Here is a 22,597-nt window from a genome sequence, read left to right on the forward strand (position 1 = left end):
ACACCAGTCGAGGCATCGATCGCTGTCAAGCTCACTTCCGGTCAGCCGGCGAACCGGTACAACCGGAACTCCTTGTCCGCGCCGCACACCAGCATCTCCGTGTTCCACGAGCAGGACTCGCTTCGGATCTGCTTCAACTGCCCCATCTCGACCGGCTTGCCGTCCACAGCCGTCCCGGCGAGGACCCGGTCGTCCTCGTACGCGCTCGGCGCCTCGGAGAAGATCAGCAGGTTGCCGGCATCCAGCCGGACCGCGAACCCGTCCCGGTCCCGCAGCACCTTCGCCGTGCCGTCCGGCGCGAACAGCGTCACCGCGTCCGGCGAGCCCTGCACGGCCAGCACGTGCTCACCGACCGGCACCAGCGACTCGGCGCGCGGCGCCGCCCACTGCCGGGTGCCCTCACCCTCGGTCGCCGCCACCACCCGGGTGCCGTCGGCGCCGCCGGCGGGCGTCTCCAGCAGGCACACGCGACGTTCCCCGCAGGTGACCAGATCCTTCACCCGGCCGCCCTGCTCCGGCGCCTCGTACAGCACGCTGGGCGTACCGAGACTGCCCAGGTCGTAGGAGAGCAGCCGCAGGCCACGATCGTCCTCCGCCACGTACAGCCGGTCGTCGCGGGCGGCCATCGGATCGTCGAGGCCTGCTACGTTGCCCCGGTCCTTGACGATCTTCCCGCTGCGCAGCTCCAGGACCCGGACCGAGCGGTCCGCGCCGACCTGCACGAGCCGGTCCGCCTTCCCCGCCCACGGGACGAGCGGTGAGCCCTCGGCGTTCCCGGGCCCGTCCAGCGCCGCGCCGGTGCCGACCGGCAGCACCTTCGTGCGCGCGTCGCCGTACTCGGTGCGCGGGTTGCGCCGCTCCCACCGCTGCCGGCCGTCGTCCAGCCGCAGCCCGACCAGGCGCTCGCCGGCGCGGTCGACCCGGACCACCGTGTCGGGCCCGAAGAACAGCGCGTCGTCGCGACCCACGTCGGTCCGCCAGCGCTGCATGCCGGAATCGCCGTCGAGCACCGCGAGCACGCGCGGGGTGCTGCCGGTGCCCTCGCCGAGGACGAGCAGCCCGTCGGGCAGCGCCCGGATCCCCGCCCACCGCTGCGTGGCCGCGTCGGTCCGCTTCTCCCAGACCGTCGTGCCGGTGGCCGCCTCGACGGCGCTCACGTGGAGGTGGCCGTCGGGCAGCGACCGGACCAGATAGGAGCGGTTCCCGAGCGTCGCGGTGAACATCTGGCCCGTCCGCGTGTCACCGGCGGGCACCGTCTTCACCAGATCGGCGGTGTGGAAGTCCAGCGCCGGGTGCCGGTCCCGGAACACCCAGAGCAGCACCGCCGCCGCCACGGCGACGACCACGAGACCCGCGCCGAGCGCGATCCACCGGCCGCGCCGTGGCCGGCGGCCGCCGGGCCGGACACCGTTCGGCGCGGGGGAGAAGGGCGTTCCGGGTACGCCGGACGGCCGGCCGCCGGGCGGGGGCGCGGACGGTCCGGGTACGCCGTAACCCGGGTACGGCGGAACCGGACCGTGGGCGGCCGGCATGTGGTCGTACCTCGTGGGCTGGGGCGGAACCGGGCCGGCGAGCGGCGTGCCGTCGTACCTGGTGGCGGGGGTCTGCGGGACGGGCCCGTCGGCGACCAGCGTGCCGTGCGGGCCGGCGGACGCCGCGTCCGGACCGCCGAGGGGCGCGGTCGGGTTCGTCCTCGTCGCACCGGCGGCGACCGTGGCGGCGCTCGCCGTGTCGGTGCCGGCCCCGCCCGGGGCCGGCGCGGGCCCTGTCGGTTCGGGCTGCGTGGGCGCGGGCTGGGCCGACGCGAGCTGGGCCGGCACGGCGGGGCGCCCGGACCGCCGGGGCAGCGGCAGGTCGGTGAGCGCGCCCTCGGCGACCGGCATCTCCGGCTGCTCCAGCACCGTCGGCGCGATGCCCAGCTCGGCGTGCAGCAGCCGGGCCACCAGCGGCACCCGGGTCGACCCGCCGACCAGGAACAGGCCGCTGAGCTGTTCCGGGCGCAACCCGGCGGCGGCGGTCACCTCGCGGGTCTCCGTCACCGCCCGGGCCAGCAGCGGCGCGGCCAGGCGTTCGAAGTCCTCCCGGGTCAGCGGCACCGCCGCCTCCACCCCCGGTACGGCCACCGGCGCCACCAAGGCCCGGGACAGCATCTCCTTCGCGCCGCGCACGTTGTCCCAGAGCTGCTGGCGGTCCCGCCGCTCGGCGGTGGTCGTCGGATCGGCCAGCCGGGCCCACTCGCCCGGATGGACCGGGCCGACCAGCTCGCCGAGCCGTCCGAGCAGGGCCGCGTCCAGGTCGAGCCCGCCGAGGTCGGGGATCCCGCCGGTGGCGATCAACTGGAAGCCGGAGTCGCCCCACGGGTCGGCGCCCTCGTTGCGCAGCACCGCCACGTCGAGCGTGCCGCCGCCGAAGTCGAACACCGCCACCGAACCGCCCACCGGCACCGGCCGGCGCAGCACCTGCGTGAAGTAACGCGCCGCGGCCACCGGCTCGCGCAGCAGGCGGGTGCCGGGCGCGATCGGCCCGGCGAGCGTGTGCTCGGCCGCGGCCGGCCAGCCGGCGAGTTCCAGCGCGTCGTGCAGCACCTGACGGCGGGCCGGCGTCCAGGCCGCCGGGTGCGTGACCACCGCCGGGGGCAGCATCCCGACCGCCGCTACCGCCGCGTCCGCGACCGCGCGCAACGTCGCGGCCAGCAGCTCCGCCGGCCGGTACGCCCGCCCGCCCAGCTCGACGGTCTCCTCGTCGACCCGGCGCTTCGGGTTCGGCTCGTAGGCGGCCGGGTCGGCCTGGGCCAGGCGCTGCGCGTCCCGCCCGACGTGCAGGTGACCGTCCGCGTCGGCGTACACGCCGGAGGGCAGGATCGGATGGCCGTCGACGAGCACCGGCCGGGTCCGCCCGTCCGGCCAGCGCAGCACCGCCACCGTGTTCGAGGTGCCGAGGTCCACGCCGAGGGCGAAACCGTCCTGCTGGCCTGCCATCCGCGGCTACCTCCACCACCCGACGAGGATGTCCGGCCCGCATCGTACGCAGGCCGCGCCGCCTCGCTGTTCACCCGGCCCGGGGGAATGGACTGGCCGGTCCGGCCCTGCGCCGCATACCGTCGCCGTCATGAGGGTGATCTCCGTCAACGTGGGCCGACCGCAACCGAACCCGTGGAAGGGCATCGGGGCCACCGGCATCGACAAGCGGCCCGTGGACGGCCTGGTCGCCGTCACCGCGCCCGGACCGAAGGGCACCGGCGCCGTCGGGCTCGCCGGCGACCGGGTCTACGACGTGGCCCACCACGGCGGCGCCGACCAGGCGGTCTATGCGTACGCGCGGGAGGACCTCGACCACTGGGAGGCCGAGCTGGGCCGCCCGCTCGCCGACGGCTGCTTCGGGGAGAACCTGACGACCACCGGGCTGGACGTCAACGGCGCGCTGATCGGCGAGCGGTGGCGGATCGGCCCGGACCTGGTGCTGGAGGTCACCTGCCCGCGCATCCCGTGCGGCACGTTCCAGGGGTGGCTGGGCGAGCGCGGCTGGATGAAGCGGTTCACCGAGGAGGTACGGCCCGGGGCGTACCTGCGGGTGGTCACGCCCGGCAGCGTCGGGGCCGGAGACCCGGTCGAGGTCGTGCACCGGCCCGACCACGACGTGACGGTGGCGCTGGTGTTCCGGGCCACGACGCTGGAGACGGAGCTGCTGCCCCGGCTGCTGGTGGCCGACGCGCTGCCCGAGGAGGACATGGCGCGGATCCGCCGCCGCCTGTCCTGACCGCGCCCGTCAAGGGTGTCCGCGTCCGGTCCGCCGCCTGGCCGCCACCACCAGCCCGGCGGCGGCGAGCGCCGCCACCGTCACGCCGCCGACGATCCACCAGGCAGGCGGTCCCGCGGCCCGCGTCCGCTCAGCCGTGGCTACGGACGGCGTGGTGGCCTCCGCCGGGCCCGACAGCTCGCGGATTCCGGCGCACACGCCGGTGGCGCCACCGGACGAGTTCACCCGGTACCGGGTGCCGAGGCGGAAGGCGTAGCCGCAGGCGGCCTCGCCGGGCGAGACGCGCAGCGTGAGGCTGTTCCCGACCTGGGCGCCGCCCTTCTCGACGGACTCGACGGTGAGCCCGACCCCGCGGTCGGTCACCTGCGAGACGGTGCCGACGACGATGCTGTCGGCGCGGTCGTCCTGTTCGGTGGTGGACCCGACGCACGAGCACGCCCAGGCGGGTTCGGCCGGTGACATGACCACGACGAGGCCGAGAGCTGCCAGTGCGACGACAAGCAGGGCACGAAGTCTCATGACCGCTTCGACGTCGTCCGATCCGCTCGGGTTCCGCGCCGCTTGACGTCAACCGGACTTCAGGTCGGACGCTACCGGGTGTGCCGAACTCTGTTCTCGACGAGGCGTACGAGCGCGTGCGCCACACCGGTCCCGAGCGCGACGGGTGGCTGTCCAACCACGTGCCGATGGCCGCGGAGGCGCTGGTCCGCCACGGTCACGGGCGGGCGGTGCACCGCTGGATCGACGCGTACGCCGACCGGCTGGAGGAACGTCCACGTGGCATCCGGCGCATCGCCGCCGACGAGTGGCGCGACCCGCTCGGCGACCCGGTGCGTACCGGCGACTGGCTCGACTTCTTCGACCGCGAGCTGGCCGGCGAACCGTGGCGCGACGTGCTGGCCCGGTGGTGGCCACGACTGCTGCCGGGCATCGCCGCCGGCGCCACCCACGGCGTCATCCGGGTCGGCCACGTCGTACGCGCCCTGCTGGACGCCGAGACCGGACCGCGGGTCACCGAACTCGGCCACGGGCTCGCCTACTGGGCCGCCCGCTGGCAGCCGCTCGCGCCGCCGGGCGCCGGGCCGTACCCCGCGACCGACGCGCGGTCCGCGCTCGACGCGGTGCCCCGCGTACCCGATCAGCGGTTCGGCATCCGGTCCCGCCTGGCGCAACTGGCCGACCTGACCCGGTGGCCGGCCGTGGCGGCGGCGGTGCCCGGCGACGCGGCCGACGGCGCGTCCACCCGGCTCGCGGCGGTCGTCGACGCCGCCGTGCTCCGGCACGGCACGCACGGGTACGCCGCCCCGGTCATGCTCGTGCACGCGGCGACCGCGCCGAACGCCGTGCTGCGTGCCCTGCCGGCCCTGCCGCCGACGCTGTGGCAGCCGAGCCTGTCCGCCGCCTGGGCGGCGACCGCCGCCGTCACCGCCGCCTACGCACCGGCCGAGGCTCGTGCCCTCCCGCCGGCCGCCGGGCCGGAACTCGGCGAGGTCGTGGCGCGGGCGCTGGACACCGGGGACGCGCACGCGATCAAATTCACCGACACCCTGAGCGATGCGTACGCCCGCGGCGGCGACCCGGTCCTGCTCGCCGTCGCCGCCCGATCCGTCGAGCAGATCGCCGCCGACTGACCACCTGGAGAGCCGATGACCCCCGACGACGAAGCGTTCCTGCGCCGCGCCGTGGAACTCGCCGACCGGGCCGGCGCGTCCGGCGAGCGGCCGTTCGCGTCGCTGCTGGTCGGCGCGGACGGCACCGTCCTGATCGAGGACCACAACACGGTGGTCTCCGAACGGGACGTCACAGCGCACCCGGAGCTGAAGCTGGCCCGCTGGGCCGCCCGGCAGCTCGCCCCCGAGGCCGCGGTCGCCACCACCATGTACACCAGCTGCCAGCCCTGCCCGATGTGCACAGTCGCGATCAACGCGTCCGGCCTCGGCCGGGTCGTGTACGCGCTGTCCACCGAGCAGTTCGAGCAGGTCAAGCCGGCCACCCCGGCGCCGCGCCCGGTGCGGTACGACGGACCGGCGCTGTTCGACGAGGCGCGCTGGCCGATCGAGGACCACTACTAGGAGGCGGGTCCGGCCCCCGCGCCGGGCACCGGGGATGGCGCGTGATGGCTACGCTGAGCCGCACTACTTCAGGGGGTGGGCCGGTGCGGCATCGGCTGCGGCACGTCGCGGTGGTCCTGCTCGGCGCCCTGCTGCTCGGCACTGTCGGTCTGGCCGCCGGGTCCTGGTACGGCGGCCGGGGTGCCGTACCGGTCAGCCTCGACAAGGCGCTGAGCGCGGCCCAGGAACTGCTCCCCGGGACCGAGCCGATCGGCTCGATCACCGCGCTCGGCTACCGGTACGGCGTCGCGCTGGCTACCGACGACCTCGGCAGCAGCGAGGTCGAACTCCAGTACGGCGGCGGTGCGGACTGCGCGCTGTCCGAGCGGCTGCGGGTCGCCGCCGAGACGCGGGGGTGGCGGGAGTTCCGCGACGTGCCGGGTTCCCGGTGTGACGGCTGGCGGGCCGAGAGAGACAGAATGTCGCTCACGCTCACCCATCTGGCGTACGGGCCGAGGCTGAGCATGGAACCGGCCGCTCCCCGCGGGTTCCTCGCCGCCACGATCACCGGCACCCTGCTCGGCGCCGCCGCCGGCGCGGCCCTGTTCTGGCTGCTGGCGCGGCGACGGCCGCGCGTACCCCGGCTGGTGGGTGTGCTGGTGACTGTCGCCCTGCTCCCGGGCGCCGCGATGACATGGACGGACCTGGCCACGGACGGGCTCGCCGAGCCGGTGTGGCCGCTCTGGCAGTCGCTGGCGCCCGTGCTGGTGCCGGCCTCGCTCGTGCTCCTTCTGGTGCTCGTGATCGTTCTCGCGAAGCGACAGAAGCCGGCCGTGCCCGCCGCCGATGCGAAGCCTGCCGTGCGGGCGGGCAGCCCGGGTGCCGGCTGACGGCACCGCGGGGCCGGTATCGTGCCGCGCGTGACGAGCGCCGACTGGCCCGACGTACGCGAGCGGCTGGCACGACTGGCCGCCGCGCCCGGCGCTCGTGAGGTGTTCGGTGCCGCGAGTCACGGTTGGCGGCTCGAACCGCCGCTGCGCGCCGGGGAACTGGCCGAAGCGGAGGCCCAACTCGGAGTGGAGCTGCCCGGCGAGTACCGGTCCTTCCTGCTGGAGGCGGGGCGAGGCGGCGCGGGGCCCGCCTACGGGCTCTTCCCGATGCGCCGGCTCGACGGACTGTGGCAGTGGGAGGGCGACGGCGCCGACCTCACCGACCGCGGCACGCTCGGCCGGCCCTTTGCGCATGTCGAGCCGTTCAACCCGGCCGACGGTCTGCCCGGCCCGCCGGTCGAGGACGACTACTCCTCGGAGGAGGAGTTCAACGCGGCCGAGGACGCCTACTGGGAACAGCACGAGGCCGTCGTCTTCGCGCCGGAACACTCGGTCGGCCTGCTGTACCTGTGTCACGTCGGCTGCGCGCTGCGGGAGGCGCTTGTCGTGACCGGTCCCGCGCGCGGCCGGATGTGGGCGGACGACACCGCCGCGGACGGCGGTTTCCAGCCGCTCGACGACCACGACGGCACGCCGCTCGGCTTCGCCCGCTGGTACCGGCGATGGCTGGAGCAGGCAGAGGGTCAGGTCGCTCAGTCAGGGTGGCATTAGTCGAACCACTGTGGCTCTAGTCGAACCACACCACCAGGCGCACGCCGTCATCGCCGAAACGCTGCCCGAGCGCGCGCATGACGGCGAACACGTGCTCCCATCCGGTGCCCGGCCCGAGCACGTCGTGCCGGGTCGTCACCGGTCCGTACTCGACGGTGACCCCGCCCGCGTCCCAGCGACCCGGCGCCGCCTCGACGGGCGACGCGCCGGCCGGGGGAACGCCGTACTTGTCGACGAACGCGCCGGGCCATTCGTCGTCCACCCGGAACCTGCGCAGCAGCGGCGGATCTTCCACTCGCAGGAGCCCGCGAGCAAGGGGCACGACCGACATGTCGAGGTCGCGCAACTCGGCCCAGGACACCCAGCTCGCACCATGAACGGCCGAGTCCAGTTGCCTGTCCTTCTCATGGCTGCCACGTACCGCGCTCGACACGTCCGCCGGGAGGCCACGCTCAGCCGCGACCGGCTCCCAGCGGAGCCAGTTCCGTACGCCGAAAAGGCAGGCGAAGGCATCGTCGTCGTCGTTCAGGTAGAGCGGGGCGATCGGCATCAGGCACACCCACGGCTCCCACTCGTACCAGTCCTCATCCGCGAAGGGGTGCCGGACCTCGACGAAGCCATAGATGTCGGTTCCCACGGCGACAGGCTAGTGGATGCGGCCAATCCCGCTATCCAAGATAGTCGTCCTATATTGCGAGACGCTGGAGCTATGCTCAACGGGTCGTCAGGAATTCGTCCGGGAGGCTGGGCTGCAATGGTGAGTGCCGAAAACGTCTACACACACGGGCATCACGAGTCGGTGCTGCGGTCGCATCGCTGGCGGACCGCGGAGAACTCGGCCGCCTACCTTTTGCCCCACCTCGCCCCGGGCGCGTCACTGCTCGACGTCGGCTGCGGTCCGGGCACCATCACCGCCGACCTCGCCGCCCGGGTGACGCCCGGCCGTGTCACCGCCGTCGAGATGAGCGCCGAGGCGCTGCAGCTCGCCCAGGCCGAGGCCGTTGCACGCGGCCAGGACAACATCGACTTCGCGGTCGCCGACGTGCACTCCCTCGACTTCGACGACGACACCTTCGACATCGTCCACGCCCACCAGGTACTCCAACACGTGGCCGATCCGGTGCAGGCGCTGCGCGAGATGCGGCGGGTCTGCCGCCCCGGCGGCCTCGTAGCCGCCCGGGACAGCGACTACTCGGCGTTCACCTGGTTCCCGAGCCTCCCCGCGCTCGACGAATGGCTGGCCCTGTACCAACGCGCCGCCCGCGCCAACCGCGGCGAGCCGGACGCCGGCCGGCGCCTGCTCTCCTGGGCCCGCGCCGCCGGCTTCGACCACGTCACCGCCACCGCGAGTACCTGGTGCTTCGCCACCCCCGAGGACCGCCAATGGTGGGGCGGAATGTGGGCAGAGCGGATCCTGCACTCAGACCTGGCCCGGCAGCTCGTGAGCTCGGACATGGCCACCGAGGAGGATCTGCGCCGCGTCTCCCTGGGCTGGCAGGAGTGGGCCGCGGCGGACGACGGCTGGTTCGTCATCCTGCACGGCGAGATCCTCTGCCGCGCCTGACGCCCATGCGGCCAGAGCAGCTAATGGCCCGGGTGAGTGACCGGCCCAGGATCAGGGGAAGCAGCCTCTGACCTGGGCCGGAGGCTGTTGGAGCGGGCGACGGGAATCGAACCCGCACCGTCAGTTTGGAAGACTGAAGCTCTACCATTGAGCTACGCCCGCGTGCGCCCCACCACGGCAGGGCGCGCCGACAGCGTACCCAATCCCGGTAGACGTCGCGAAGCGCATACCCCGCGGTCGCCGCCGACCGTCAAGATCGCCACCACTTCGGCGAGGTGGCGCCTTCCCGGGCCCTCGGACCCAGCCACTTCCCCGAACTGGCGCCCGACACCGCCCGGCACCGCCCGAGACCGCCGCGCCGCGCCCCGGTCACCCGCGCGGGGGACCGGACGGCATACACTCTTCGTCGCCACGGGGTGTGGCGCAGCTTGGTAGCGCACTCGCTTTGGGAGCGAGGGGCCGTGGGTTCAAATCCCGCCACCCCGACTGTCGTTCGCGACCGGGTCGTCCCGGGAACCGCCGGTTTTTCCGCGCGGTGCCCGGGCCCTGCCGATGCCGTCGGCCGGCTCGCCTACACTCGATGCGCGCAATCACGCCCCAGAACCAACACCCAGATCCGTCAAGGAGTACGCCTGTGAAGAGCACCGTCGAGACTCTGAGCCCGACGCGCGTGCGGCTCGCCATCGAGGTGCCGTTCGTCGAGCTCGAGCCGAGCCTCAAGAAGGCGTACCGGGAGATCGGCCAGCAGGTCCAGGTTCCCGGCTTCCGCCGGGGCAAGATCCCCGCTGCCGTCATCGACCAGCGGGTCGGCCGGGGCACCGTGCTCAACGAGGCGGTGCAGGAGGCCATCCCGCAGAACATCCTCGCCGCGGTCCGGGAGCACGACCTGAAGACGCTCGGCCGTCCCGAGGTCGAGATCACCGAGTTCGCCGACGGCGACTCGCTGAACTTCACCGCCGAGGTGGACGTCCGGCCGGAGATCACCCTGCCGGACCCGGCCACCATCGAGGTGACCGTCGACGAGATCGAGATCGCCGACAGCGAGATCGACGAGCAGATCAACAGCCTGCGCGAGCGGTTCGCCACGCTGAAGACCGTCGAGCGGGCCGCCCAGGAGGGCGACTTCGTGCAGATCGACCTGAACGCCACTGTCGACGGCGAGGAGGTCCCGGGCGGCTCGGCGAGCAACATCTCGCACGAGGTGGGCAGCAAGCAGCTCCTGCCGGGTCTGGACGAGGCGCTCGTCGGCCTGGCCGCCGGCGACGACACCACCTTCACCACGCAGCTCGTCGGCGGCGACTACGCCGGCCGCGACGCCGACGTGGCGGTGACCGTCCGCACGGTCAAGGAGAAGGAGCTCCCCGAGCTCAACGACGACTTCGCGCAGATGGCCAGCGAGTTCGACACCATCGACGAGCTGCGCGCCGACCTGCGTGAGCGGGTGACCCGGAACAAGCAGGTCGAGCAGATCTACGCCGCCCGCGACAAGGCCCTGGAGCAGATGGTGGCCGCCGCCGAGGTGCCGGCGCCCGAGGGCGTCGTCAAGGAGGAGGTCGAGAGCCGCAAGGCCGCGATGGTCGACCAGCTTGAGCGCATCGGCGCCTCCCTGGAGGAATACCTCGCGGCGGAGGAGAAGACCGAGGAGCAGATCGACACCGAGCTGACCGAGGCGGCCACCGACGGCGTCAAGATCCAGCTCCTGCTGGACACCCTCGCCGACGCCGAGGACGTGCAGGTCTCCGACGACGAGTTCGGGCACGAGATCGTGCACCGCGCGCAGCGCGCCGGCATGGCCCCGCAGCAGTACTACGACCAGCTGGTCCGCTCCGGCGCCGCCGCGGCCGTCTTCGGCGACGTCCGCCGGGGCAAGGCGCTCGCCGCGGTGATGGAGAAGATCAAGATCAAGGACTCGGCGGGCAACGAGGTCTCCCTCGACGCGCTGCGGGCCCAGAACGAGGCCGAGCACGACCACCAGCACTGATCGTCGGGGGTGTCGGCCGCCGTCCCGCGCTGCGCGCCGGGAGGCGGCCGAAACCCTTTCCGGGGTACGCCGTGCGGGTGACTGCGCTGAGAGCGAACAGTGCCCCGACCGGGAGTACGCCTCCCGGGTGAGCGGTTAGTGTCGGGTAGGACGGTACGGAGAGCGAAGGGCTGCCATGACCGACATGCACATCCCCAAGAAGTCGCTCCGGGTGAACGAGGCCCGCGGTGGCGACTCCATTGGCAACCTCGACGACTCGGTCTACAACCGGTTGCTCAAGGAGCGGATCATCTTCCTGGGCAGTGAGGTGAACGACCAGGTGGCCAACCGCATCTGCGCGCAGCTGCTGCTGCTCGCGGCGGAGGACCCGGACCGCGACATCTTCCTCTGGATCAACTCGCCGGGTGGCTCGGTCTACTCCGGCATGGCGATCTACGACACGATGCAGTACATCGACAACGACGTCTCGACCGTGGCGATGGGCATGGCGGCCTCCATGGGCCAGCTGCTGCTCTGTGCCGGCACCAAGGGCAAGCGGTACGCCCTGCCGCACGCGCGGATCATGATGCACCAGCCGTCGGGTGGCCTCGGCGGCACCGCGTCGGACATCGCGATCCAGGCCGAGCAGATGCTCTACACCAAGCGGATGTTCCAGGAGCGGGTCGCGTTCCACACCGGCCAGGCCCAGGCACAGATCGAGGCGGACTCGGACCGTGACCGCTGGTTCACCGCCCAGGAGGCCATGGACTACGGCTTCATCGACAAGGTGATCATCGGGGCCGCCCAGGTTCCGGATGGCGCCGGGACCCTGAGCTGACCGAGGAGCTGACGATGACCGACCTGAGCCTGCCGCCCCAGTTCGCGGCCGTGCACAACCGCTACGTCCTGCCGTCGTTCGTCGAGCGCACGTCGTACGGGATGAAGGAGTCCAACCCGTACAACAAGCTCTTCGAGGACCGGATCATCTTCCTCGGCGTCCAGGTGGACGACGCGTCGGCCAACGACGTGATGGCCCAGCTGCTGACGCTGGAGGGCACCGACCCGGACCGCGACATCATCATGTACATCAACTCGCCCGGTGGCTCCTTCACCGCCATGACGGCGATCTACGACACCATGCAGTACGTCCGCCCGGATATCCAGACCGTCTGCCTCGGGCAGGCGGCGAGCGCGGCGGCGGTGCTGCTCTCCGCGGGCACGCCGGGTAAGCGGATGGCGCTGCCCAACTCCCGGATCATCATCCACCAGCCGGCCACCGAGGGCGGCTACGGCCAGGGCTCGGACATCGAGATCCAGGCGCGGGAGATCCTGCGGATGCGGACGCAGCTGGAGGACATGCTGTCCCGGCACTGCAACCGCCCGATCGAGCAGGTCCGCAAGGACATCGACCGTGACAAGATCATGACGGCCGAGGAGTCCAAGGAGTACGGGCTGGTAGACACCATCCTGACCAGCCGCAAGAAGGGTCTGCTGGCGTCGCACGCCGCGGGCTGAGCCGCGTGTGGTCGGAGGTCGGTCGGGGTATCGTTCCCGGTCGACCTCTGACACACCGGTTTTGGGGGTCGGAGAAAACCCGGCCACCGGGTAACGTCGGGTCTGTACCGCTCCGCCGGTCGGATCGGGTGGATCCGACAGCATGGTGGAACGACAGGACGGACGGGCGCTCCGGCGTTCGCAGGTCAGGGCCGGCTTCCGGCCGATGAGTGCAGGGAGAACGTAGGTGGCACGGATCGGTGACGGCGGCGACCTACTGAAATGCTCGTTCTGCGGCAAGTCGCAGAAGCAGGTCAAGAAGCTCATCGCGGGCCCTGGCGTCTACATCTGCGACGAGTGCATCGATCTCTGCAACGAGATCATCGAAGAGGAGCTGGCCGAGTCCGGCGAGGTGAAGTGGGAAGAGCTTCCCAAGCCGATGGAGATCTGCCAGTTCCTCGACAACTACGTGGTCGGTCAGGAGCAGGCCAAGAAGGCGCTCGCCGTCGCGGTCTACAACCACTACAAGCGGATCCAGGCCGAGGCCGCCGGCGCCCCGGGCTCCGGCACCGACGGGGTGGAGCTGGCCAAGTCCAACATCCTGCTGCTCGGCCCGACCGGCTGCGGCAAGACCCACCTGGCGCAGACGCTCGCCCGGATGCTCAACGTCCCGTTCGCGATCGCGGACGCCACCGCGCTCACCGAGGCGGGCTACGTCGGCGAGGACGTCGAGAACATCCTGCTGAAGCTGATCCAGGCCGCCGACTACGACATCAAGCGCGCCGAGACGGGCATCATCTACATCGACGAGGTCGACAAGATCGCCCGTAAGTCGGAGAACCCCTCGATCACCCGTGACGTCTCCGGGGAGGGCGTGCAGCAGGCGCTGCTGAAGATGCTCGAAGGCACTGTCGCCAACGTGCCGCCGCAGGGCGGGCGCAAGCACCCGCACCAGGAGTTCATCCAGATCGACACCACGAACGTGCTGTTCATCTGCGGTGGCGCGTTCGCCGGGCTGGATCAGATCATCGAGGCCCGCACCGGCTCCGGCGGCACCGGCTTCGGCGCCCGGCTCCGGTCGGTCTCCGAGCGGTCGACCGACGACATCTTCAGCCAGGTCATGCCGGAGGACATGCTGAAGTTCGGGCTGATCCCCGAGTTCATCGGCCGGCTTCCGGTGATCACCAACGTGCGCAGCCTGGACCGGTCGGCCCTGGTGCGGATCCTCACCGAGCCGCGCAACGCGCTGGTCCGGCAGTACCAGCGCCTGTTCGAGCTGGACGGCGTGGAGCTGGAGTTCGAGCAGCCCGCGCTGGAGGCCATCGCCGATCAGGCCATGCTCCGCGGCACCGGCGCCCGTGGCTTGCGGGCGATCATGGAAGAGGTTCTCCTCTCCGTGATGTACGAGGTGCCGAGCAACCCCGACGCCGCACGGGTGCTGATCACCCGCGAGGTCGTGCTGGAGAACGTCAACCCGACGATCGTGCCCCGCGAGTTCACCGGCCGGCGCCGGCGGGACCGCGAGGAGAAGTCGGCCTGACCGCCGTCGCGACCGCGCCCGGGTCAGCTCGGGCGCGGTCCGCGTGAGCGGGTCCGCCGGTCCCACTCGCCCGACGGGGTGACCACCACCATCATCAGGCGTACCGGCTCGTCGCCTGCAGTGCGGTAGCCGTGCTCCCGGTCGGCGTGGAACTCGACAGTCTCGCCAGCGCGCACCTCGTGGTCGACGCCGTCGACGGTGACTGTGGCGGCGCCGTCGAGCACGTGCAGGATCTCCCGGGTGCCGTGGGCGTGGTCGGGGGAGCGCAGCACCTCGCCGGGTTCCATCCGCCAGTCCCACAGCTCGACCAGGTCGGGTTCGCCGAGACCACTGAGCAGCCGCGCCAGGCCGCCGTGCGGGCCGCGCCACAGCACCGGCGCGTCATCGGCCGCGCTGATCCGTACCGTGCTCTCCTCGGCCGGCTCCAGCAGCCGGGCGATGCTGACGCCGAACGCGTCGGCGACCCGGCAGAGCGTCCCGATGCTCGGGTTGGTGCGGGCGCCCTCGATCTGCACGAGCATGCCCTTGCTGACTCCGGACCGGCCGGCCAGTTCCTCGAAGGACCAGCCGCGGGCGGCTCGCAACTCACGTACCTGGCGGGCGACCGCCGAGGTCACCGCGCCGACCCGTCCGCTTGCGTCGGTCATCACACTGTCCTTCACGGTCACTATTGTGGTACGACTGCGGGGTGCTCCCCATTGTCCTCGCCGCCGTCTCGGCGCTCGCCTTCGGCACGGCCGACTTCTCCGGCGGCAAGGCGTCCCGGTGGGCCGACCCGATCGCGGTCACCGTCGTGTCGCAGATGCTCAGCCTTCCGCTGTTGGTCGTGCTCGTCCTCGTCGTGCCCGGCACCCCGAGCGCGCTCGACCTGGGCTGGGGACTGCTGGCCGGGGTGGCGGGCGCGGGCGGGGTCATGCTGCTCTACCGCGCGCTGTCCACCGGCGTCATGGCCGTCGTCGCGCCGGTCACCGCGATCACCGCGGCGATCGTGCCGATCGTCGCCGGCCTGGTCCTCGCCCATTCCCCCGGCGCCGTGGCGCTGGGCGGCGCCGGGCTCGCCGTGGTCGCCATCGCGCTGGTCAGCCTGGGGGAGCGCGGCGCCGCGCGCCGCGTCTCCGGCCGCGTCCTGGCCATGGCACTCGCCGCGGGACTGCTCTTCGGCGTCTTCTTCGCCCTGCTCGGCCAGGCCGACGAGAGCGCCGGCATGTGGCCCGTGCTGGCGGTACGCGTCAGCTCCGTCGCGTTCGGCCTCGCGCTCGCCGCGCGCACCGGCACACGCCTGCGCCTCGGGCGGCGGGTGCTCGGCTGGGCCGCGGCCGCCGGCCTGCTCGACTCGGCAGCGAACGCGCTCTTCCTCGCCGCCGCCGGACGCGGTCACCTGAGCGTGGTCGCCGCCATCGCCTCGCTCTACCCGGCGAGCACCGTCCTGCTCGCGCTCGCCGTCGACCGGGAACGGCTCCGGCCGGTGCAACTGGCCGGACTCGGCTTCGCCGCCGCCGCGCTCGTGCTGTCCAGCGTCTGAGCCCTGTCGTCCGCCCGCTTCCGCCCGTACCCTCGGGTCATGCGCGTCGCCGTCTGCCAGCTCAACGCCCGCGACGACCGGGCGGTGAACCTCGCCGCCGCCGAGGCCCTGCTGGTCAGGGCCGCGGCGGCCGGCGCCGACCTCGCCCTCCTCCCGGAGTACGTCGACTACCTCGGCCCCGCCGACCGGATGCCGCCGGCGGAGCCGGTCGACGGCGAGGTGGGGCGGTTCTTCGCCGAGGCCGCCCGGCGGCTGGGCATGTGGGTGATCGCCGGCTCGTTCCACGAGGCCGGGCCGGACGCCGCGCACACCTGGAACACCTCGCTGGTCTTCGACCGCGAGGGCGCGCTCGCCGCCGCTTACCGGAAGATCCATCTGTACGACGTGGAGATCCCCGGTCGCGTCTCCTACCGGGAGTCGGCAACCGTCGCGCCCGGGGAGAAGCCGGTGGTGGTCGACGTCGAAGGACTCCGGGTGGGCCTGTCCATCTGTTACGACCTGCGGTTCCCCGAGTTGTACCGGCAGCTCGCGACCGACGGCGGCGCCGAACTGCTTGTCGTGCCGGCGGCCTTCATGATGCACACCGGGCGGGACCACTGGGAGGTGCTGCTGCGGGCGCGGGCGATCGAGAACCAGTGCTTCGTGGCGGCGGCGGGTCAGACCGGCGACCACGATCCGGGCCGGACGTGCTTCGGCCGGAGCATGGTGGTGGATCCGTGGGGGACGGTGCTGAGCCAGGTCGCCGACGGCCCGGGACTGGCGGTCAGCGACATCGACCTGGAGCGGCTGCGGACCATCCGCGCCGAGCTGCCCAGCCTGGCCAACCGCCGGCTCTGACCGCGGTCAGCTCCCGAAGAGCAGGCCCAGCGCAGCGATTCCGGCGATCGCCGCCGCCGTGACCAGCAGGGCGGTGGTCATCCGGGAGGGACCGCGCCGGGCCAGGCGCTTCACCGACAGCAGGAGTACGGCGAGCACACAGGCCCCGATCACCAACTGCCAGAACGGCAGCAGGAGGCCGAGCACAGCCTCCTCGGCGAGTGCCGGGAACCGGGACGGATGATCCATGCGGACCACTCTGACACGGGACCGCCGGCGGGGGATCCCTTCCCCGGGTGCTTTCCGGCCGCTACCGGCTCCGCCCGCTCCGGTCGGCCAAATGACGATCATTGATTTGCCTTCCACGGCCGGTCCGCGTAACTTTCTCTCTGCACGCGGGAGGCCGGGCAAACCGGCCGAGAACGGGCGCCAGGCTGGTGGCGGCAACGCCGAGCCAGACTGAGATTCGGGCGGTGCTCGACACTCCGGGACACGGAGTTGCGAAGGCGAAGCCCACCGGGTAGAGTGCGAAAGCCGGCAGGGAGCCGGGCGGGTGGTCGCGAGAGCGACGCCGGCCGGTCCGCCGAAACCCACGAGAGCCACGAACGCCGGAAACGGCGAGCGTCAGCGTGGGTCTGGTCGAACCAAGTTGATCACCTCAAACATGAGGTTGACGACGACAGTGAGACCGAGTAGGTTGGAGAGGTTGCCCCAAACGGGGGCTCCGCAGCGCGGGGTTTCTGGTTGGTGTGTGGTTGTTCTTTGAGAACTCAACAGGGTGCTTGTAAAGCCAGTGCCAATTGTTTTATACCCCGGACTGGTCAGGCTGTTGTCTGGCTGGTTGGGATTCCTTTGGCAACACTTTTGTTGCCAGGTTGATTGCTGTTCGACAAGTTTTTGTTGGAGAGTTTGATCCTGGCTCAGGACGAACGCTGGCGGCGTGCTTAACACATGCAAGTCGAGCGGAAAGGCCCTTCGGGGTACTCGAGCGGCGAACGGGTGAGTAACACGTGAGCAACCTGCCCCAGGCTTTGGGATAACCCCGGGAAACCGGGGCTAATACCGGATATGACCTTGCACCGCATGGTGTTTGGTGGAAAGTTTTTCGGCTTGGGATGGGCTCGCGGCCTATCAGCNCTGGTTGGGATTCCTTTGGCAACACTTTTGTTGCCAGGTTGATTGCTGTTCGACAAGTTTTTGTTGGAGAGTTTGATCCTGGCTCAGGACGAACGCTGGCGGCGTGCTTAACACATGCAAGTCGAGCGGAAAGGCCCTTCGGGGTACTCGAGCGGCGAACGGGTGAGTAACACGTGAGCAACCTGCCCCAGGCTTTGGGATAACCCCGGGAAACCGGGGCTAATACCGGATATGACCTTGCACCGCATGGTGTTTGGTGGAAAGTTTTTCGGCTTGGGATGGGCTCGCGGCCTATCAGCTTGTTGGTGGGGTGATGGCCTACCAAGGCGACGACGGGTAGCCGGCCTGAGAGGGCGACCGGCCACACTGGGACTGAGACACGGCCCAGACTCCTACGGGAGGCAGCAGTGGGGAATATTGCACAATGGGCGGAAGCCTGATGCAGCGACGCCGCGTGAGGGATGACGGCCTTCGGGTTGTAAACCTCTTTCAGCAGGGACGAAGCGTAAGTGACGGTACCTGCAGAAGAAGCGCCGGCCAACTACGTGCCAGCAGCCGCGGTAAGACGTAGGGCGCGAGCGTTGTCCGGATTTATTGGGCGTAAAGAGCTCGTAGGCGGCTTGTCGCGTCGACCGTGAAAACCTGGGGCTCAACCCCAGGCCTGCGGTCGATACGGGCAGGCTAGAGTTCGGTAGGGGAGACTGGAATTCCTGGTGTAGCGGTGAAATGCGCAGATATCAGGAGGAACACCGGTGGCGAAGGCGGGTCTCTGGGCCGATACTGACGCTGAGGAGCGAAAGCGTGGGGAGCGAACAGGATTAGATACCCTGGTAGTCCACGCTGTAAACGTTGGGCGCTAGGTGTGGGGGGCCTCTCCGGTTCCCTGTGCCGCAGCTAACGCATTAAGCGCCCCGCCTGGGGAGTACGGCCGCAAGGCTAAAACTCAAAGGAATTGACGGGGGCCCGCACAAGCGGCGGAGCATGCGGATTAATTCGATGCAACGCGAAGAACCTTACCTGGGTTTGACATGGCCGCAAAACTGTCAGAGATGGCAGGTCCTTCGGGGGCGGTCACAGGTGGTGCATGGCTGTCGTCAGCTCGTGTCGTGAGATGTTGGGTTAAGTCCCGCAACGAGCGCAACCCTCGTTCGATGTTGCCAGCGCGTTATGGCGGGGACTCATCGAAGACTGCCGGGGTCAACTCGGAGGAAGGTGGGGATGACGTCAAGTCATCATGCCCCTTATGTCCAGGGCTTCACGCATGCTACAATGGCCGGTACAATGGGCTGCGATACCGTGAGGTGGAGCGAATCCCAAAAAGCCGGTCTCAGTTCGGATCGGGGTCTGCAACTCGACCCCGTGAAGTCGGAGTCGCTAGTAATCGCAGATCAGCAACGCTGCGGTGAATACGTTCCCGGGCCTTGTACACACCGCCCGTCACGTCACGAAAGTCGGCAACACCCGAAGCCGGTGGCCCAACCCTTGTGGAGGGAGCCGTCGAAGGTGGGGCTGGCGATTGGGACGAAGTCGTAACAAGGTAGCCGTACCGGAAGGTGCGGCTGGATCACCTCCTTTCTAAGGAGCACCATCCACCGAAAGGTGGCATGGAGCCCGCACCGCCCGAATGTGGTGGTGGGGTGCTCAGATGGCGGAGACACTGGCAAGTCGGTCGTCGGCAACGGCCGCGGTTTTTCTAGTACAGCTGCTCTTCGGGGTGGTGGGAACGAGACCGTGGTGCGGCTGGTGACGGATGTAAGCACCCTGTTGGGTCCTGAAAGAACAACCCGGGTGGTTGTCTTTCAGAGCCTTGAGATGCCCCGTGTGGACTGTGTTCCGGGGGGCGTAAGGCGCCAGGCGCGGCCTGGTCTCGCATACCGCCGGCGGTTAGCTGGGTTTCTGGTGTGGGGCTTGTGGGTTGTGGGTTGGTTGTTTGTTGAGAATTGCACAGTGGACGCGAGCATCTTTGTGGTCAAGTTGTCAAGGGCGAACGGTGGATGCCTTGGCACCAGGAGCCGATGAAGGACGTGGGAGGCCGCGATAGGCCTGGGGGAGCTGTCAACCAAGCTGTGATCCCAGGGTGTCCGAATGGGGAAACCCGGCATCAGTCATGTGATGTCACCCGCACCTGAACACATAGGGTGTGTGGGGGGAACGCGGGGAAGTGAAACATCTCAGTACCCGTAGGAAGAGAAAACAAATAGTGATTCCGTGAGTAGTGGCGAGCGAAAGCGGATTGAGGCTAAACCGGCTGCGTGTGATACCTGTCAGGGGTTGCGTGGTCGGGGTTGTGGGACCCTGCTCAACAGACTGACATCTGTTGGAGAAGTTACAAAGCCAGTGGTTAGTCGAACAGTCTGGAATGGCTGACCGTAGACGGTGATAGTCCGGTAGGTGAAAGCTGCTGGTCTTCTGTGGGTGTTCCCGAGTAGCGGCGGACTCCTGAAATCTGCCGTGAATCTGCCAGGACCACCTGGTAAGCCTAAATACTTCCTGGTGACCGATAGCGGACAAGTACCGTGAGGGAATGGTGAAAAGTACCCCGGGAGGGGAGTGAAATAGTACCTGAAACCGTTCGCCTACAATCCGTCGGAGCCTTGCGGGGTGACGGCGTGCCTTTTGAAGAATGAGCCTGCGAGTTAGTGGCATGTGGCGAGGTTAACCCGTGTGGGGGAGCCGTAGCGAAAGCGAGTCTGAATAGGGCGTTTTTAGTCGCATGCTCTAGACCCGAAGCGGAGTGATCTAGCCATGGGCAGGCTGAAGCGCGGGTAAGACCGCGTGGAGGGCCGAACCCACCAACGTTGAAAAGTTGGGGGATGACCTGTGGTTAGGGGTGAAAGGCCAATCAAACTCCGTGATAGCTGGTTCTCCCCGAAATGCATTTAGGTGCAGCGTCGCGTGTTTCTTGCCGGAGGTAGAGCACTGGATGGTCTAGGGGGCCCACAAGCTTACCGAAATCAGCCAAACTCCGAATGCCGGTAAGTGAGAGCGCGGCAGTGAGACTGCGGGGGATAAGCTTCGTAGTCGAGAGGGAAACAGCCCAGATCACCAGCTAAGGCCCCTAAGCGTGTGCTAAGTGGAAAAGGATGTGGGGTCGCATAGACAACCAGGAGGTTGGCTTAGAAGCAGCCACCCTTTAAAGAGTGCGTAATAGCTCACTGGTCAAGTGGTTCCGCGCCGACAATGTAGCGGGGCTCAAGCACACCGCCGAAGCTGTGGCATTCACATTTTAACTTCGTGCCTCCTTGATGGGGTATGCAGGTGTGTGGATGGGTAGGGGAGCGTCGTGCCGGGGGTGAAGCAGCGGGGTGACCCAGTTGTGGACGCGGCACGAGTGAGAATGCAGGCATGAGTAGCGAAAGAAGGGTGAGAAACCCTTCCGCCGGATGACCAAGGGTTCCAGGGCCAGGCTAATCCGCCCTGGGTGAGTCGGGACCTAAGGCGAGGCCGAGAGGCGTAGTCGATGGACAACGGGTTGATATTCCCGTACCCGCGAAAGAGCGACCCTGACGAACCTCGTTGTGCTAACCACCCGAACCGCCGGAGGTCTTCGGACCAATGGTGGGGAGCGTGGGAACCTGGCGGGTAGTAGTCAAGCGATGGGGTGACGCAGGAAGGTAGCTGAGCCCGGCCGGTGGTTGTGCCGGGGTAAGCGTGTAGGCCGGTGTGTAGGCAAATCCGCACACCATTAGGGCTGAGACGTGATGCCGAGCCGATTCAGGTGAAGTCAGTGATCCTATGCTGCCGAGAAAAGCCTCTAGCGAGTTCTTAGCGGCCCGTACCCCAAACCGACACAGGTGGTCAGGTAGAGAATACCGAGGCGATCGGGCGAACTGTGGTTAAGGAACTCGGCAAATTGCCCCCGTAACTTAGGGAGAAGGGGGGCCGGAGACGTGAAGCCCCGCGCGGGTGGAGCGTTGTATGGCCGCAGAGAGCAGGGGGAAGCGACTGTTTACTAAAAACACAGGTCCATGCGAAGAAGTAATTCGATGTATATGGACTGACGCCTGCCCGGTGCTGGAACGTTAAGGGGACCTGTTAGCTCTTCGGGGCGAAGCGGAGAACTTAAGCGCCAGTAAACGGCGGTGGTAACTATAACCATCCTAAGGTAGCGAAATTCCTTGTCGGGTAAGTTCCGACCTGCACGAATGGCGTAACGACTTCCCCACTGTCTCAACCACAGGCCCGGCGAAATTGCATTACGAGTAAAGATGCTCGTTACGCGCGGCAGGACGGAAAGACCCCGGGACCTTTACTATAGCTTGACATTGGTATCTGAATTAGCTTGTGTAGGATAGGTGGGAGCCGGTGAAGTCCATACGCCAGTATGGGTGGAGGCAATCTTGAAATACCACTCTGGTTGATTTGGGTATCTAACTTCGGACCGTTATCCGGTTCAGGGACAGTGTCTGGTGGGTAGTTTAACTGGGGCGGTTGCCTCCTAAAGGGTAACGGAGGCGCCCAAAGGTTCCCTCAGCCTGGTTGGCAATCAGGTGTTGAGTGCAAGTGCACAAGGGAGCTTGACTGTGAGACTGACAGGTCGAGCAGGGACGAAAGTCGGGACTAGTGATCCGGCACTGGCATGTGGAAGCGGTGTCGCTCAACGGATAAAAGGTACCCCGGGGATAACAGGCTGATCTTCCCCAAGAGTCCATATCGACGGGATGGTTTGGCACCTCGATGTCGGCTCGTCGCATCCTGGGGCTGTAGCAGGTCCCAAGGGTTGGGCTGTTCGCCCATTAAAGCGGTACGCGAGCTGGGTTTAGAACGTCGTGAGACAGTTCGGTCCCTATCCGCCGTGCGCGTAGGATACTTGAGAAGGGCTGTCCCTAGTACGAGAGGACCGGGACGGACGAACCTCTGGTGTGCCAGTTGTCCCGCCAGGGGCACGGCTGGTTAGCTACGTTCGGAAGGGATAACCGCTGAAAGCATCTAAGCGGGAAGCTCGCTTCAAGATGAGGTATCCCACCCACATTGTGGGGTAAGGCCCCCAGCTAGACGACTGGGTTGATAGGCCGGAAATGTAAGCCCGGTAACGGGTTCAGTTGACCGGTACTAATAGGCCGAGGACTTGACTACCAAGCTGCTACGCGTCCACTGTGCAACTCTGAACACACAACAACCCACGGTTGTTTGATATGTTCATAGAGTTACGGCGG

The 22,597-nt window shown here is 68.8% G+C and carries 17 protein-coding genes, 2 tRNA genes and 2 rRNA genes; 15 read left to right on the forward strand and 6 right to left on the reverse strand.

Features of this window, described 5'->3' with window-relative positions; genetic code table 11:
• Nucleotides 1–41 precede the first annotated feature (41 nt).
• Nucleotides 42–2,978, reverse strand: a complete 2,937-nt coding sequence (locus AMK25_RS24195) for an Hsp70 family protein (RefSeq protein WP_073830685.1) — start codon at nt 2,976–2,978, stop codon at nt 42–44.
• 130 nt (nt 2,979–3,108) lie between these two features.
• Between AMK25_RS24195 and AMK25_RS24200 the strand changes: the two genes are divergently transcribed.
• The gene (locus AMK25_RS24200; protein WP_073830686.1) at nt 3,109–3,756 is read left to right on the forward strand and encodes an MOSC domain-containing protein; all 648 of its coding nucleotides are present in this window, start codon (nt 3,109–3,111) and stop codon (nt 3,754–3,756) included.
• A 9-nt stretch (nt 3,757–3,765) separates the two neighbouring features.
• Here the strand turns inward: AMK25_RS24200 and AMK25_RS24205 are convergent, their stop codons facing one another.
• On the reverse strand, nt 3,766–4,275 hold the full coding sequence (locus AMK25_RS24205; RefSeq protein WP_073830687.1) for a hypothetical protein: 510 nt from the start codon (nt 4,273–4,275) through the stop codon (nt 3,766–3,768).
• A gap of 80 nt (nt 4,276–4,355) precedes the next feature.
• Here AMK25_RS24205 and AMK25_RS24210 point away from each other — a divergent pair, with 80 nt between their 5' ends.
• The 4 genes from AMK25_RS24210 (at nt 4,356) to AMK25_RS24225 (ending at nt 7,408) form a co-directional block, all read left to right on the forward strand.
• Nucleotides 4,356–5,387 (forward strand): questin oxidase family protein, encoded by a 1,032-nt coding sequence (locus tag AMK25_RS24210; protein ID WP_073830688.1) that lies wholly within the window; start codon nt 4,356–4,358, stop codon nt 5,385–5,387.
• A gap of 15 nt (nt 5,388–5,402) precedes the next feature.
• Nucleotides 5,403–5,828: a nucleoside deaminase gene (locus tag AMK25_RS24215; RefSeq protein ID WP_073830689.1), complete on the forward strand. Its 426-nt coding sequence runs from the start codon at nt 5,403–5,405 to the stop codon at nt 5,826–5,828.
• Nucleotides 5,829–5,911: 83 nt separating this feature from the next.
• Nucleotides 5,912–6,697 carry a hypothetical protein gene (locus AMK25_RS24220; RefSeq protein ID WP_143194784.1) on the forward strand — a complete coding sequence of 262 codons (786 nt, stop codon included), beginning with the start codon at nt 5,912–5,914 and terminating at the stop codon, nt 6,695–6,697.
• Between the two features lie 30 nt (nt 6,698–6,727).
• Nucleotides 6,728–7,408, forward strand: a complete 681-nt coding sequence (locus tag AMK25_RS24225; protein ID WP_073830691.1) for an SMI1/KNR4 family protein — start codon at nt 6,728–6,730, stop codon at nt 7,406–7,408.
• Between the two features lie 16 nt (nt 7,409–7,424).
• Here the strand turns inward: AMK25_RS24225 and AMK25_RS24230 are convergent, their stop codons facing one another.
• Nucleotides 7,425–8,045, reverse strand: coding sequence for a hypothetical protein (locus tag AMK25_RS24230; RefSeq protein ID WP_073830692.1), 621 nt, complete (start codon nt 8,043–8,045; stop codon nt 7,425–7,427).
• Between the two features lie 117 nt (nt 8,046–8,162).
• Between AMK25_RS24230 and AMK25_RS24235 the strand changes: the two genes are divergently transcribed.
• Nucleotides 8,163–8,972 (forward strand): class I SAM-dependent methyltransferase, encoded by an 810-nt coding sequence (locus tag AMK25_RS24235; protein WP_073830693.1) that lies wholly within the window; start codon nt 8,163–8,165, stop codon nt 8,970–8,972.
• An 88-nt stretch (nt 8,973–9,060) separates the two neighbouring features.
• Here the strand turns inward: AMK25_RS24235 and AMK25_RS24240 are convergent.
• Nucleotides 9,061–9,134, reverse strand: a tRNA-Gly gene (locus AMK25_RS24240).
• 250 nt (nt 9,135–9,384) lie between these two features.
• On the opposite strand from AMK25_RS24240, the gene AMK25_RS24245 reads away from it, so the two are divergent.
• The 5 genes from AMK25_RS24245 (at nt 9,385) to clpX (ending at nt 13,966) form a co-directional block, all read left to right on the forward strand.
• A tRNA-Pro gene (locus AMK25_RS24245) sits at nt 9,385–9,458 on the forward strand.
• Nucleotides 9,459–9,606: 148 nt separating this feature from the next.
• A complete protein-coding gene (gene tig / locus AMK25_RS24250; RefSeq protein ID WP_073830694.1) occupies nt 9,607–10,953 on the forward strand; it encodes a trigger factor in 1,347 nt (448 codons plus the stop codon).
• A gap of 175 nt (nt 10,954–11,128) precedes the next feature.
• Complete coding sequence (locus AMK25_RS24255; protein ID WP_073830695.1) at nt 11,129–11,770, forward strand: ATP-dependent Clp protease proteolytic subunit; 642 nt, start codon at nt 11,129–11,131, stop codon at nt 11,768–11,770.
• Between the two features lie 14 nt (nt 11,771–11,784).
• Nucleotides 11,785–12,447 carry an ATP-dependent Clp protease proteolytic subunit gene (locus tag AMK25_RS24260; RefSeq protein WP_013288034.1) on the forward strand — a complete coding sequence of 221 codons (663 nt, stop codon included), beginning with the start codon at nt 11,785–11,787 and terminating at the stop codon, nt 12,445–12,447.
• A 226-nt stretch (nt 12,448–12,673) separates the two neighbouring features.
• Complete coding sequence (clpX, locus tag AMK25_RS24265; RefSeq protein ID WP_013288033.1) at nt 12,674–13,966, forward strand: ATP-dependent Clp protease ATP-binding subunit ClpX; 1,293 nt, start codon at nt 12,674–12,676, stop codon at nt 13,964–13,966.
• A gap of 23 nt (nt 13,967–13,989) precedes the next feature.
• Here clpX and AMK25_RS24270 read toward each other — a convergent pair whose 3' ends face one another.
• The gene (locus AMK25_RS24270; RefSeq protein WP_073830711.1) at nt 13,990–14,613 is read right to left on the reverse strand and encodes a helix-turn-helix domain-containing protein; all 624 of its coding nucleotides are present in this window, start codon (nt 14,611–14,613) and stop codon (nt 13,990–13,992) included.
• A 41-nt stretch (nt 14,614–14,654) separates the two neighbouring features.
• Here AMK25_RS24270 and AMK25_RS24275 point away from each other — a divergent pair, with 41 nt between their 5' ends.
• Both AMK25_RS24275 and AMK25_RS24280 read left to right on the forward strand, forming a co-directional pair.
• Nucleotides 14,655–15,488 (forward strand): EamA family transporter, encoded by an 834-nt coding sequence (locus AMK25_RS24275; RefSeq protein ID WP_073830712.1) that lies wholly within the window; start codon nt 14,655–14,657, stop codon nt 15,486–15,488.
• Between the two features lie 39 nt (nt 15,489–15,527).
• Nucleotides 15,528–16,325, forward strand: a complete 798-nt coding sequence (locus AMK25_RS24280; protein WP_073830696.1) for a carbon-nitrogen hydrolase family protein — start codon at nt 15,528–15,530, stop codon at nt 16,323–16,325.
• A 6-nt stretch (nt 16,326–16,331) separates the two neighbouring features.
• Here AMK25_RS24280 and AMK25_RS24285 read toward each other — a convergent pair whose 3' ends face one another.
• Entirely contained in the window at nt 16,332–16,553 is a 222-nt protein-coding gene (locus AMK25_RS24285) for a hypothetical protein (protein ID WP_073830697.1), read from the reverse strand.
• A 948-nt stretch (nt 16,554–17,501) separates the two neighbouring features.
• Between AMK25_RS24285 and AMK25_RS24290 the strand changes: the two genes are divergently transcribed.
• Nucleotides 17,502–19,016: ribosomal RNA gene (locus AMK25_RS24290) — 16S ribosomal RNA — on the forward strand.
• A 392-nt stretch (nt 19,017–19,408) separates the two neighbouring features.
• Nucleotides 19,409–22,517: ribosomal RNA gene (locus tag AMK25_RS24295) — 23S ribosomal RNA — on the forward strand.
• Together the 16S and 23S rRNA genes form the textbook arrangement of a ribosomal RNA operon.
• Nucleotides 22,518–22,597 lie beyond the last annotated feature (80 nt).

It is taken from the genome of Micromonospora sp. TSRI0369 (assembly GCF_001905625.1).
Lineage (GTDB): Bacteria > Actinomycetota > Actinomycetes > Mycobacteriales > Micromonosporaceae > Micromonospora > Micromonospora echinospora_A.

Excerpts from the sequence above, each read along its gene's own strand:
- AMK25_RS24195 (WP_073830685.1), bottom strand. The coding sequence starts at position 2,978 with ATGGCAGGCCAGCAGGACGGTTTCGCCCTCGGCGTGGACCTCGGCACC.
- AMK25_RS24200 (WP_073830686.1), top strand. The coding sequence starts at position 3,109 with ATGAGGGTGATCTCCGTCAACGTGGGCCGACCGCAACCGAACCCGTGG.
- AMK25_RS24205 (WP_073830687.1), bottom strand. The coding sequence starts at position 4,275 with ATGAGACTTCGTGCCCTGCTTGTCGTCGCACTGGCAGCTCTCGGCCTC.
- AMK25_RS24215 (WP_073830689.1), top strand. The coding sequence starts at position 5,403 with ATGACCCCCGACGACGAAGCGTTCCTGCGCCGCGCCGTGGAACTCGCC.
- AMK25_RS24235 (WP_073830693.1), top strand. The coding sequence starts at position 8,163 with ATGGTGAGTGCCGAAAACGTCTACACACACGGGCATCACGAGTCGGTG.
- AMK25_RS24255 (WP_073830695.1), top strand. The coding sequence starts at position 11,129 with ATGACCGACATGCACATCCCCAAGAAGTCGCTCCGGGTGAACGAGGCC.
- AMK25_RS24260 (WP_013288034.1), top strand. The coding sequence starts at position 11,785 with ATGACCGACCTGAGCCTGCCGCCCCAGTTCGCGGCCGTGCACAACCGC.
- AMK25_RS24270 (WP_073830711.1), bottom strand. The coding sequence starts at position 14,613 with ATGACCGACGCAAGCGGACGGGTCGGCGCGGTGACCTCGGCGGTCGCC.
- AMK25_RS24280 (WP_073830696.1), top strand. The coding sequence starts at position 15,528 with ATGCGCGTCGCCGTCTGCCAGCTCAACGCCCGCGACGACCGGGCGGTG.
- AMK25_RS24285 (WP_073830697.1), bottom strand. The coding sequence starts at position 16,553 with ATGGATCATCCGTCCCGGTTCCCGGCACTCGCCGAGGAGGCTGTGCTC.